10 protein-coding genes are annotated in these 12,762 nt (G+C 59.2%); 7 read left to right on the top strand and 3 right to left on the bottom strand.

The features are described 5' to 3' along the window. Positions 1-129: 129 nt before the first annotated feature. The 4 genes from ACQZ63_RS16520 (at position 130) to ACQZ63_RS16505 (ending at position 4,467) form a co-directional block, all read left to right on the top strand. Positions 130-1,380 (top strand): BtaA family protein, encoded by a 1,251-nt coding sequence (locus ACQZ63_RS16520; RefSeq protein WP_111783566.1) that lies wholly within the window; start codon positions 130-132, stop codon positions 1,378-1,380. After that, positions 1,377-2,093 carry a class I SAM-dependent methyltransferase gene (locus ACQZ63_RS16515; RefSeq protein WP_162686693.1) on the top strand — a complete coding sequence of 239 codons (717 nt, stop codon included), beginning with the start codon at positions 1,377-1,379 and terminating at the stop codon, positions 2,091-2,093. The genes ACQZ63_RS16520 and ACQZ63_RS16515 overlap by 4 nt, the downstream gene beginning before the upstream one ends. A 245-nt stretch (positions 2,094-2,338) precedes the next feature. Next, positions 2,339-3,118 carry a glycoside hydrolase family 25 protein gene (locus ACQZ63_RS16510; protein WP_013636525.1) on the top strand — a complete coding sequence of 260 codons (780 nt, stop codon included), beginning with the start codon at positions 2,339-2,341 and terminating at the stop codon, positions 3,116-3,118. A 122-nt stretch (positions 3,119-3,240) separates the two neighbouring features. Next, a complete protein-coding gene (locus ACQZ63_RS16505) occupies positions 3,241-4,467 on the top strand; it encodes a lytic murein transglycosylase (protein ID WP_003513276.1) in 1,227 nt (408 codons plus the stop codon). A gap of 465 nt (positions 4,468-4,932) precedes the next feature. On the opposite strand, the gene metF is transcribed toward ACQZ63_RS16505, so the two are convergent. From metF to ettA, 3 genes are all read right to left on the bottom strand, one after another. Next, complete coding sequence (gene metF, locus ACQZ63_RS16500; RefSeq protein ID WP_013636527.1) at positions 4,933-5,838, bottom strand: methylenetetrahydrofolate reductase [NAD(P)H]; 906 nt, start codon at positions 5,836-5,838, stop codon at positions 4,933-4,935. Between the two features lies 1 nt (position 5,839). Beyond that, positions 5,840-6,853, bottom strand: a complete 1,014-nt coding sequence (locus ACQZ63_RS16495) for an ArsR/SmtB family transcription factor (RefSeq protein ID WP_019565268.1) — start codon at positions 6,851-6,853, stop codon at positions 5,840-5,842. A 163-nt stretch (positions 6,854-7,016) separates the two neighbouring features. Beyond that, a complete protein-coding gene (gene ettA, locus ACQZ63_RS16490; RefSeq protein WP_003513287.1) occupies positions 7,017-8,666 on the bottom strand; it encodes an energy-dependent translational throttle protein EttA in 1,650 nt (549 codons plus the stop codon). Positions 8,667-8,793: 127 nt separating this feature from the next. Here ettA and ACQZ63_RS16485 point away from each other — a divergent pair, with 127 nt between their 5' ends. The 3 genes from ACQZ63_RS16485 to ACQZ63_RS16475 all read left to right on the top strand — a co-directional run bounded on the left by ACQZ63_RS16485 (position 8,794) and on the right by ACQZ63_RS16475 (position 12,732). Beyond that, positions 8,794-9,765, top strand: a complete 972-nt coding sequence (locus ACQZ63_RS16485) for an alpha/beta fold hydrolase (RefSeq protein ID WP_448799333.1) — start codon at positions 8,794-8,796, stop codon at positions 9,763-9,765. Positions 9,766-9,865: 100 nt separating this feature from the next. Continuing rightward, positions 9,866-11,068 (top strand): succinate--glutarate CoA-transferase, encoded by a 1,203-nt coding sequence (gene caiB, locus ACQZ63_RS16480; protein WP_038491653.1) that lies wholly within the window; start codon positions 9,866-9,868, stop codon positions 11,066-11,068. Next, complete coding sequence (locus tag ACQZ63_RS16475) at positions 11,065-12,732, top strand: thiamine pyrophosphate-binding protein (protein WP_065702341.1); 1,668 nt, start codon at positions 11,065-11,067, stop codon at positions 12,730-12,732. The genes caiB and ACQZ63_RS16475 overlap by 4 nt, the downstream gene beginning before the upstream one ends. Positions 12,733-12,762 lie beyond the last annotated feature (30 nt).

The following is a 12,762-nucleotide window of genomic DNA, read 5'->3' as shown; positions in this document are numbered from 1 at the left end:
AAATCTAAGCTTGAGACCCAAGTTGGTTTCATACCGCCTTTTCGATTCGTTACGTCGGCCCACAACCCCTGTCATCAAACTGTAGCGTCGTGACTGTAGACGCCTCTCAATCTATTGAGAGGTGAACATATGACGAGTGCGGCACCCAAGACCGGCTTCAGCAAGAATACGAAACTGAAGTCCGCATTGCTCCAGCACAAGGCGCTCTCGAAAAGCGGTTTTTCCGAACGGTTCTTCGGGGTTCTCTTTTCCGGTCTGGTTTATCCGCAAATCTGGGAAGACCCGGAAATCGATATGGAAGCGATGGAGCTTGCTGAAGGCCACCGTATCGTCACCATCGGCTCGGGCGGCTGCAACATGCTGGCCTACCTCTCCCGCAACCCTGCCAGCATCGATGTGGTGGATCTTAACCCGCATCACATCGCTCTCAACAAGCTGAAGCTTGCCGCCTTCCGCCATCTCCCGGCCCATCAGGATGTGGTTCGCCAGTTCGGCCGCGCCAATACGCGCAGCAATAGTCATGGCTACGACCGATTCATCGCCGACCATCTCGACGACACGACCAAGGCCTACTGGTCGAAACGCACCCTGTCCGGCCGTCGCCGCATCTCGGTATTCGACAGGAACATATACCGCACCGGTCTGCTCGGCCGTTTCATCGGCGCCGGCCACCTTATGGCGCGCCTGCACGGCGTCAGGCTGACTGAAATGGCCAATAGCCGCACGCTGGATGAACAGCGTCGGTTCTTCGACAGCAAGGTCGCACCGCTGTTCGACAAGCCGGTGGTGCGCTGGCTGACGAAGCGAAAAAGTTCGCTGTTCGGCCTTGGCATTCCGCCCCGCCAATATGACGAGCTGGCAAGCCTTTCCAACGACGGCACAGTCGCCTCCGTCCTCAAGGAGCGACTTGAAAAGCTTGCCTGCAACTTTCCACTCAGCGACAATTATTTCGCCTGGCAGGCCTTCGCGCGCCGTTATCCCGAGCCGCATGAGGGTGCCCTGCCCGCTTATCTCAAGCGGGAATATTACGAGACGATCCGCGACAACACCGCCCGCGTTGCCGTGCACCACGCCACCTATACCGAGCTGCTTTCCAAAAAACCGGCAAACGGCGTCGATCGCTACATTCTGCTCGATGCGCAGGACTGGATGACGGACGTGCAGCTCAACGAATTGTGGTCGCAGATCAGCCGCACCGCCGCTCCCGGCGCCCGCGTCATTTTCCGCACCGCTGCCGAAAAGAGCGTGATCGAAGGCCGTCTCTCGGCCGATATCCGCAACCAGTGGATCTATCTAGAGGAACGCTCCAATGAGCTCAACGCCATGGACCGTTCGGCCATCTATGGCGGCTTCCATATCTATCAGAGGGCTCTGGCATGAAAACCATCGGCGAGAATGTCGGCCTTGCGGATGAGGCGCATGCGAGCCTGATGGACCGCATGTATCGCCACCAGCGGCATATCTACGATATTACCCGCAAATATTACCTTCTGGGCCGCGACAGGACCATTTCCGGCCTCGACGTGCCCAAGGGTGGCACGCTGCTTGAAGTCGGCTGCGGTACCGGCCGCAACCTGCTGCTGGCCAGCCGCAAGTTTCCTGAAGCAAGACTGTTCGGTCTCGATATCTCCGCCGAAATGCTGCTGACCGCATCCGAGAATTTTACCGGAAAGACGGAACGCCCCGTTCTGCGCGTGGCCGACGCCACCGCTTTCCGCGCCGTAGAATTCGGTCAGCCGGACGGTTTCGACCGAGTCATGATCCCCTATGCGCTTTCGATGATACCGGACTGGGAAAAGGCGATCGAACAGGCGCTGACAGCTCTCAAGCCCGGCGGCTCGCTGCACATCGTCGATTTCGGCCAGCAGGAACAATTGCCCAAGTGGTTCCGCGCACTTTTGCAGGCATGGCTCACCCGCTTCCACGTCACGCCCCGCGCCAATCTCCGTTACGTTCTGGCCAACATGGCAGGCCGTTTTGACGGTAATCTCGAATTCGAGGAGATTGCCCGGGGTTACGCCTGGCGGGCCATCATCACGCTTCCGGTCGCCGAAGTGCAGCCAAAAGTCAGCCGTATTCTCGCAGACGCCTGATCATCAAGGGTTAAGGCGCCTCGCCTCTGCAAATGCGGGCAAGACGCTGCCAGCCAGCGGTCCTACAAGTATACGCCACTGGGACTGAAAGACCGCAAATCTCTTGGAATCCAGCGACTTGCCAGCCGAAAAAAGGCCACTGCCCCTTGCCATAACGGCTTGTTTACCATGTTATGGGTAAATCGGGAGACGCGGCGCGCCATTTTGCGGCTGCGGATGGGCAACAATAATTCATCAGGGTTCCAATGCGGCTGCGTCTATCGGCACTTTTGTCGGCTATGTTGTTGATCGGCGGCTGTACGTCCACGAGCTATGACTTGCTTGAAACGGCTTCTGTTTCCAAGCCGAAATTCTCCGATACCGACCCACAGGATTTTGGCACGAACAACCCGCATCGCCACGAGGTGCATGGCATCGACGTGTCCAAATGGAATGGCGACGTCGACTGGCGGACCGTTCGCAAATCCGGCGTTTCCTTCGTCTTCATCAAGGCCACCGAAGGCTCAGACCGCATCGATCCGAAATTTGGGGACCACTGGCGCAGCGCGGCGGCGGCAGATATCCTGCACGCGCCATACCATTTCTACTACTTCTGCTCGACAGCGGACGCTCAGGCCGACTGGTTCATCAGCAACGTGCCAAAGGAAGCCGTCACCCTACCGCCGGTTCTCGATGTGGAATGGAACCCCTCCTCCCCCACCTGCAAGACGCGCCCGGCTCCTGGCATCGTCCGTGCCGAGATGCAGCGTTTCCTCGACCGCCTCGAGGCCCATTACGGCAAGCGCCCGATCATCTACACCTCGGTCGACTTCCACCGCGACAACCTCGTTGGCCAGTTCAAGAATTACCATTTCTGGGTGCGCTCCGTCGCCGCGCATCCCGCCAAGATTTACGAAGACCGGCAGTGGGCCTTCTGGCAATATACGGCCACCGGCGTCGTGCCCGGCGTCAACGGCCCGACCGACATCAATGTCTTCGCCGGAAGTGAGAAAAACTGGCGGAAATGGATCGCTTCGGCCAAATAATACGGCCAAGAAGCAACACATTCGAAAAATCGGCGTTCTTCTGCACCGGCAGATCGCTGGACCCGTTTTTTTGTCGCAAACATGTGGGTAAAGCGGGCTAACAACCTATCGAGGAAATTCCCATGCCCACTTTTCGGTCGCGCAGCATCATTTTTGCCGCCGCTCTGTCGCTTCTCTCCACCGGCTCCGCCCTTGCCACACCGCCTGTGGCCTCGCCTGACGATCCAAAGCAGGTTGCCTGCGGCGGTGATCTCGGCGCATTTCTTGAGGGCGTGAAGGCTGAGGCCGCTGCCAAGGGTGTTCCGGCGGCTGCCATCGAAAAGGCGCTGGCCGGCGCGCAGATAGACCCCAAAGTGCTTTCGCGTGACCGCGCACAGGGCGTCTTCCGCCAGACCTTCCTCGAATTTTCCCAGCGCACCGTCAGCCAGGCCCGTCTCGATATCGGCCGCAAGAAGCTGCAGGAGCTGTCATCGACCTTTGCCCGTGCCGAGAACGAATTCGGCATACCGGCTGGCGTCATTGCCGCCTTCTGGGCCATGGAGACCGATTTCGGTGCCGTCCAGGGCGATTTCAACACCCGTAACGCGCTGGTGACCCTCTCGCATGATTGCCGCCGCCCGGAACTCTTCCGTCCGCAATTGCTGGCCCTCATCGAAATGGTCCAGCATGGCGATCTCGACCCCACGTCCAACACGGGTGCGTGGGCCGGTGAAATCGGCCAGGTACAGATGCTGCCCAAGGACATCATCGCTTTCGGCATCGATGGTGATGGCGATGGCCATGTCAACGTCAAGAGCAGCGCACCGGATGCGATCCTCACGGCGGCGAAATTCATCCAGCACCTCGGCTTCAAGAAGGGCGAACCTTGGATGCAGGAAGTTTCCGTACCGGAAAACCTGCCCTGGGAGAAATCCGGCCTCGGCGGTTCGCTTACCGCCGGTGACTGGTTTACCCTCGGCGTGACCCCGCGCGACGGTAACAAAAATTTCGCCTCCCTGCCCGCAGCCCTCATCATGCCGCAGGGCCGCAAGGGACCGACCTTCCTCACCTATCCCAACTTCAACATCTATCTGGAATGGAACCAGTCGTTCATCTACACGACCTCGGCTGCCTATTTCGCCAACCGTCTGATGGGCGCCCCTGTCTATAACAAGGGCAATCCCGATCCGGGCTTCGATGACGCGACGATGAAAGAGTTGCAGACCAAGCTTGAAGCGCGCGGCCACGATGTTGGCAAGGTGGACGGAATTCTCGGTTCCGGCACCCGCGTCGCCATCCAGAAGGAACAGCAGCGTCTCGGAATCCCTGCGGATGGATGGCCGACCCAGGCACTTCTCCAGGCGCTTTAACCTGTGTTAATCGCACCTTCGGGCCTTTAATCTATCGGCCGGAATCAAGGCTTAAACTGTTAATCTCGACCGGATGACTGGGGATAACACCCCGGTCATTTACTTTTTTTAAAGATATGAAGCACTGCGTGATGAGAAAATAATCTTTTATTTTCAATTAATTACAGAAGTTACTTTTTTAAGCGGCGACAAAGCATGCTGCACCGCATCACAGAAACCGCTTTTCAAGTGCCACAAAACGGTCATATTATCGAACCTGTCAACAACAGGAGGCACCCATGGGACTTACAAAATCTCTCAATGCCTTGGCAGTCGGTTTGGCGTTTTTGTTCGTAGCGATGATGCTTTTCATCTGACGAGACGTGAAGACCAAACGCAGAAAAGAACCGTAGATGACACGAGTTTGAAAAGCGCAGGTCCTGTCGGGCCTGCGCTTTTTTCCTGTCGTAAATGGGATATCTGAAATCAGGCGGCGCTGCGGCGCAAACGCTCAAGACCGAGGTTCTCAAGCACCGCATCGACCAGCGGCGCACGGTTCATGGTGTAGAGATGGAACTCGTTGACACCGCGCCGTTGAAGATCGGCGATCTGCTCGGCAGCAACTTCCGCCGCAACGCGGGCGCGTCCCTCGAGATCGTCATCATAACCTGCAAAACGCTCATCCAGAAAACTGGGCACACTGGTACCGCAGCGGCCGGCGAAACGCTTGAGCTGGGTCAGGTTCTGGATCGGCATGATACCCGGAACCACCGGAATGGTGATGCCCGCAGCCGTAACCCGCTCCATGTAGCGCTCGAACACGTCATTATCGAAGAAGAACTGCGTCAGCGCCCGCGTTGCGCCGTTGTCCGCCTTGCGCTTCAGCATATCGATATCGACCGCATCGCTGGCGCTCTCCGGGTGCTTTTCGGGATAGGCAGAAACGGAAACCTCGAAATCGCTGATATCGCGTAGCCCCTTCACCAGGGCGGCGGCATTCTCGTAACCTTGCGGATGCGGCCTGTAATCCGTGCCGATACCGGTCGACGGATCGCCGCGCAGCGCCACGAAATGGCGAACGCCAGCATTGCGAAACTCTTCAACGACCTGATGCACGTCGTCACGGCTGGCATCAACGCAGGTCAGGTGCGCGGCGGTCGGCAGATGACTGTCACCGATCATCCGGCGCACCGCATCCAGCGTCGGCGCCTTGGTGGAACCGCCCGCGCCATAGGTGACGGAGACGAAATCCGGATCCCATTTCTTCAGCTCGGCAACCGTTTCCCAGAGCTGGTTCTCCATCTCGGGGTTCTTGGGCGGGAAAAACTCGAAAGATAACCGGATATCCCCCCGGATTTCGCCATTGTGGCGCGCGGTTTCCGACCTCAACATATCATGCCCTCCCGGCAGCAAGTAAAACGGCCTCTTGCACCACATCGTCTGCCATCAGCAGCCGCTGGTCGCGGGCAACCCATATCGTGACGTCCAAGGATTCATCGGACGCCCGTTCAGAATGAAGATCGACGGCACGGTCGAGCACGAGCCCGGCCTTTTTCAGCCATTCATCCATAAGCGGATGCGAAAAGCCGAGCCGCACATGCGCATGCTCATCACGAAGATGCTCGAAGGAATGCGGTGCAAGATCGATGACGATCAGCCGGCCACCGGGACGCAACATGCGGGCGGCTTCGGAAAGCGCGATCTCCGGCTGATCGAGAAAATGCAGGACCTGATGGATGACGATCAGATCGAAATCCTGGCCTTCCAGCGGCAGGTTGAGAATATCGCCATGGCGAACGGATGCATTGACCACGCCCGCCTTGTCCAGATTTGAGCGCGCCACCGACAACATGTCGCGGCTGGCATCGACACCGATTGCCCGGCGATAGATACCGCTCAGAAGCTGGAGGATGCGGCCCGTCCCGGTACCGAGATCGAGCAGCGAGTCGATCGGGGTGGTTCCGACCAGCTTCAGCAATGCGCCTTCCACGGCCTCGTCGCTCACATGCAGGCGGCGCAACTCGTCCCAGGCGGAGGCATTGCGGCTGAAATAATCCTGCGCCCGCTCCGCCCTTACCCGCTTGACGGTGGCAAGGCGTTCGCTGTCACGCTGGAGAACGGCGTCAGAGGGCGATGCGGCGCCCAGCAGCTGCCTGATAACAACGGCGGGCTCGCCATCCTGCCGCAGGCGGAAATAGGCCCAGGCGCCCTCCTGATACCGCTCGATCAACCCTTCTTCAGTCAAAAGCTTGAGATGACGGGAAATACGGGGCTGCGACTGGCCGAGAATTTCGGTGAGATCGGTGACGGTCAGATCGCCGGCCGCCAGAAGCGCCAGCAAGCGAAAGCGCGTCGGCTCGCCGGCCGCCTTCAAGAGATCCACCAATTTATCCAAACCGAACGCCACGTTTGCCGCACCTTGCAATCTAATCAACATATAAAGATATCTTTATGTCGGCGTCACGCGAGATGCAAGCGCAATTTGCCACGCTCTCCCCTTAAGCCCCATTTATTGCATCAAAAAAGGCCCGCTTTTGGGCGGGCCTTTCTGAAGTGATCCGAGAACAGGATTAGCGCGTCAGGCGCTTGTAGCTGACGCGGCCGGGCTTGATGCTTTCCGGGCCGAGACGACGGACCTTGTCCTTTTCATAGTCTTCGAAGTTGCCTTCGAACCATTCCACGTGGCTGTCACCCTCGAAGGCGAGGATGTGAGTGGCCAGACGGTCGAGGAACATGCGATCGTGGCTGATGATAACGGCGCAACCGGCGAAGGCTTCCAGCGCTTCTTCGAGCGCTGCCAGCGTTTCCGTATCAAGGTCGTTGGTCGGTTCATCGAGCAGCAGCACGTTGCCGCCTGCCTTCAGCATCTTGGCAAGGTGAACGCGGTTACGCTGACCACCGGAGAGGTTGCCGACCTTCTGCTGCTGATCGCCGCCCTTGAAGTTGAAGGCGCCGCAATAAGCGCGGGAGTTCGTTTCAAACTTGCCGAGCTTGATGATGTCGTTGCCGCCGGAGATTTCCTCCCAGACGGTTTTGTCACCCGCCAGCGTATCGCGGCTCTGGTCGACGTAACCAAGGTGCACGGTCTCACCAATGGTCACCGAACCGCTATCGGGCTTTTCCTGACCGGTGATCATGCGAAACAGCGTGGTTTTACCCGCACCGTTCGGGCCGATGACGCCGACGATGCCGCCCGGAGGCAGCTTGAAGGTGAGGTTTTCGATCAGAACCCGGTCACCATAGGACTTTGTGAGGTTTTCCGCCTCGATAACGACGCGGCCCAGACGCTCGGCGACCGGAATGACGATCTGCGCGTCGCCGGGACGGCGATTTTCAGCGGCTTCCACCAGTTCGTCATAAGCGCGGATACGCGCCTTGGACTTCGTCTGGCGAGCCTTGGGGCTGGAAGCGATCCACTCCTGTTCGCGGCTGATGGCCTTCTGGCGCGAGGCGTCTTCGCGGGATTCCTGCTGCATGCGCTTGGCTTTTGCCTGCAGATAGGCGGAATAGTTGCCTTCGTAGGGAATACCACGGCCACGGTCGAGTTCGAGAATCCAGCCGGTGACGTTGTCGAGGAAGTAGCGATCGTGGGTGATCATCATCACGGCGCCGGGATAGTCGCGCAGGTGCTTTTCGAGCCAGGCGATGGTTTCGGCGTCAAGATGGTTGGTCGGTTCGTCGAGCAGCAGCAGGTCAGGCTGCGAAAGCAGCAGCTTGCAGAGCGCCACGCGGCGACGCTCACCACCCGAAAGGCCGGTTACTGCCGAGTCGCCAGGCGGGCAACGCAGCGCATCCATGGCCATTTCGACCTGATTTTCCAGATCCCACAGGTTCTGGCTGTCAATGATGTCCTGCAGCTTTGCGCCCTCATCCGCCGTTTCGTCGGAATAGTTCATCATCAGCTCGTTGTAGCGGTCGACGATTGCCGTCTTGCTCGCCACACCTTCCATGACGTTTTCCATCACGGTCTTGTTTTCGTCGAGCTTCGGCTCCTGCTCGAGATAACCGAGCGTCGCACCCTCAGCGAGCCAGGCCTCACCGGTATATTCCTTGTCGAGACCGGCCATGATCTTCAAAACGGTCGACTTACCGGCACCGTTCGGACCGAGGATACCGATCTTGGCATCTGGATAGAAGGAGAGATGGACGTTCTCAAGAACCTTCTTCGCGCCATAGGACTTGTTCAGCCCGGCCATGTGATAGATGAATTGACGTGCCATTGTAGCGAATGCTCCACATCGGATTTTAAAGAGTACGTATCGGGAAATTTGCCGCTATGTAGGGTAAATAGGACCTTGGGGCAACCTCTGGCACGATTATGACCCCATGATTATGACAAGGGATACCATGGCAGGCACGGGCGAAAGCATGAATGAGACGACGGATGACTTGACGTTCAGCCGGATTGAGAGGCTCGACGCTCCATCAGGCGCATCCATCGCCTTTCGCCACCAGCCTTCTGCCCTTTCTCCGGCGCGCGGCGTGCTGATGATTTGCCACGGCCTGGTGGAGCACGCCGGCCGTTACCGCCGTTTTGCCGATGTCATGGCTAAGCAGGGTTTCGAGGTCTATGCCCACGATCATCGTGGCCATGGCCGCACGAAGGCTGCCGATGCGCCTCTCGGTCGCTTCGCCTGGAAGGACGGAGCCAGCAAGGTCGTTGCCGATGTCATGGCGATGCGCATGATGGTCGGCGAAAGACATCCCGGCCTGCCGGTCATCCTGTTCGGCCATTCCATGGGCGGCCTTGTGGCGCTCAACACCGCCGTCAGCCATCCGGATGCCTTTGATGGTCTGTCCATCTGGAATTCCAACCTCAATCCCGGTGTCATGGGCCGTCTTGCACAGATCGTGCTGCGCCTTGAAAAGATGCTGAAAGGCTCTGATGTGCCGAGCGCCATCCTGCCCAAAGCAACCTTCCGTGCCTGGAATGCCAGAATGCCGGAAAAACGAACTCATGCGGACTGGCTGAGCCATGACAGGTTAGCGGTGGACGCTTATGTGGAGGATCCGCTTTGCCAGTTCGAGGCCAGCGTCTCCCTATGGCAGGATGTCTTTGAATTGTCCTATCGTGCGCCGAGGCTCATCGAACGCCTGCCGAAGACGCTGCCGATTTTGCTTGTCAGCGGCGATCAGGATGCCGCGACCAATGACGGCAAGGAGATCGTCTGGCTTGCCGAACGCTTCCGCGAAGCGGGTTTCGGCCATGTCGAACACACGATCTATCGGGGCATGCGCCACGAAACCCTGAACGAGATCGGCTGGCAAGCCGTAGCTGCGGATTTCGCCGCTTGGTGCGGCCGCGTCGTTGGCAACTGACGAGCCTTTGCCGAAACGGAATAAGTCCATGAGATAAAATCACATGCGGCAATGCGGGGAGACGTCTATAAACCGGCAAGCAGAAAACACCGGGGGACAAATGACCGAAACGCCGAACAGGAAACCGCCACTATCCGGCATTCGCGTCATCGAACTGGCGCGTGTTCTGGCCGGTCCCTGGGCGGGGCAGATGCTGGCCGATATGGGTGCGGATGTCATCAAGGTCGAGAACCCTGAAGGTGGAGACGATACCCGCGCATGGGGTCCGCCCTTTGTCGAAAGCGCCGATGGTGAAAACCTCTCCGCCGCCTATTACCATGCCACCAATCGCGGCAAACGCTCCATCGTCGCCGATCTCAAGACGGCGGAAGGCTGTGCGCTGGTGCGGCGGCTCGTGCGAACCGCCGATGTTGTCATCGAGAATTTCAAACGCGGCGGGCTTGCCAAATATGGCCTCGACTATGAGAGTCTCAGGGTTCTCAATCCGAAGCTGATCTACTGCTCCATCACCGGCTTCGGCCAGACCGGGCCCTATGCCGATTTCGCCGGATACGACTATATCGTGCAGGGCATGTCCGGCTTCATGTCGATCACCGGCGAACCCGACGGTCAGCCTATGAAGGCGGGCGTTGCCGTTGCCGATATCTTCACCGGCATCTATTCCGTGTCAGCCATTCAGGCCGCGCTCATCCACGCCATGCGATCAGGCGAAGGCCAACATATCGACATGGCGCTTCTGGACGTGCAGTCGGCCGTGCTCGCCAACCAGAATATGAATTACCTGATTTCCGGCAATGCCCCCGTCAGGCTCGGCAACGCCCATCCGAATATTTCCCCCTATGAGGTGGTGCCGACGGCTGATGGTTTCCTGATCCTCGCGGTCGGCAATGACGGCCAGTTCCGCCGCCTCTGCAATATTCTCGGCATTGGCGCGATTGCCGATGACGAGCGTTACGCGACAAACAAGGCCCGCGTGGCGCACAAGGTCGAGGTCCGGCAGATCATTTCCACCGAAACGCTGAAATGGCAGAAGCGCGATCTTCTGACCGCTTGCGAGCAGAACGCCGTACCGGCCGGGCCAATCAACTCCATCGAGGAAATGTTCGCCGATCCACAGGTTCAGGCACGCGGCTTGCGTGTTGATCTCGAGGCGCAGGATGGCACCGTCATCCCCGGTGTGCGGACACCGATTATCATGTCACAGACGCCGCTGCGTTACGAACGCCCGAGCCCGAAGCTTGGCGAGCATCAGGCGCAAGTGCTGGCCGAACTGGAAAACATCGAAAGGACCACGACGCCATGAAAGCAACCGGAATGAAAAGAACAGGCGGACAACTGATCGTCGAAGCGCTGAAAGCCAATGGCGTCTCCCGCGTTTCCTGCGTTCCCGGTGAAAGCTATCTGGCGGTGCTGGACGCGCTTTATGAAAGCGGCATTGAAACCGTGGTCTGCCGCCAGGAAGGCGGCGCTGCCATGATGGCCGACACCTGGGGCAGGTTGACCGGCGAACCCGGCATCTGCATGGTAACGCGCGGTCCCGGCGCCACCAACGCCTCTGCCGGCCTGCATATCGCAAGGCAGGATTCCATTCCGATGATCCTGTTCATCGGCCAGGTACAGCGCGAAGCCCGCGAGCGTGAGGCGTTTCAGGAAGTGGAATATCGCCGCGCCTTTACCGAATTCGCCAAATGGGTGGGCGAGATCGACGATGCGCGCCGCATTCCGGAATTCGTCACCCGCGCCTTTGCCGTCGCCACCTCCGGCCGCCCCGGCCCCGTGGTGCTGACATTACCCGAAGACATGCTGGTTGAAGAGGTTGAAGCCCCCGAGGCAAAGCCCTATACCCCGGTCGAAGCGCATCCCGGCCCGTCGCAGATCGCCGCTTTCTCAAAAATGCTGGGCGAGGCCAAGCGACCAATCTTGATCATCGGCGGCACACGCTGGTCCGAAGAAAGCGTCGCAAGCTTCACGGCTTTTTCCGAAAAGAACAAACTGCCCGTCGGCTGTTCCTTCCGTCGCCAGATGCTGTTCGATCACTTGAGCCCGTCTTACGCGGGCGATGTCGGCATCGGCATCAACCCGGCCTTGGCGAAGGAAATCAAGGAAGCCGACCTCGTGGTGCTGCTCGGCGGTCGCCTCTCGGAAATGCCTTCCTCCGGCTACACGCTGATCGACATTCCCTACCCGTCGCAGAAACTTGTCCACATCTACCCGGAAGCCGAAGAGCTTGGCCGCGTCTATCGCCCCGATCTCGCAATCTGCGCCTCCCCGGATGGTTTCGTCGCCGCCCTTTCTTCCGTAACGCTCCCCGATAACGCCGCCTGGGCGGACCGCACGGCCACCATGCATTCGGCTTACCTCACCTGGTCGACACCGCCGCAGACCGGTCCGGGCGCGGTGCAGATGGGTCCGATCATGGACTGGATCGAGGCCAACGTGCCGGATGATGCCATCTTCACCAATGGCGCGGGCAACTATGCCACCTGGGTACACCGCTTCCACCGCTTCCGCCGCTTCAACACTCAATCGGCGCCGACCTCCGGCTCGATGGGTTACGGCCTGCCCGCGGCTGTGGCCGCCAAGCACCTGTTTCCCGAGCGCGAGGTGATCTGCTTTGCCGGTGATGGCTGCTTCATGATGCATGGGCAGGAATTCATCACCGCCGTGCGGTATGGACTGCCGATCATCACCGTGCTGGTCAATAACGGCACCTATGGCACGATCCGCATGCATCAGGAGCGGGAATATCCCGGCCGCGTCAGCGGCACCGATCTCGTCAACCCGGATTTCGCGGCCTTCGCCAAGGCCTATGGTGGCCACGGCGAAACGGTCGAAAAGACGCAAGACTTCGCCGCCGCCTTCGAACGCGCCCGGGCAAGCGGCAAGCCCGCCATCATCGAGGTGAAGCTGGATGCCGAAGCGATCACGCCAACCCGCACGCTGACCCAGATCAGAAGCCGGACCTGATATTGCGCATGGACATGGCTCCGGCATGGT

This window comes from Agrobacterium sp. CG160-95 (assembly GCF_053521725.1).
Note: the sequence above shows the minus strand (reverse complement) of the source record. Positions and strands in the feature narration are given on the sequence as shown.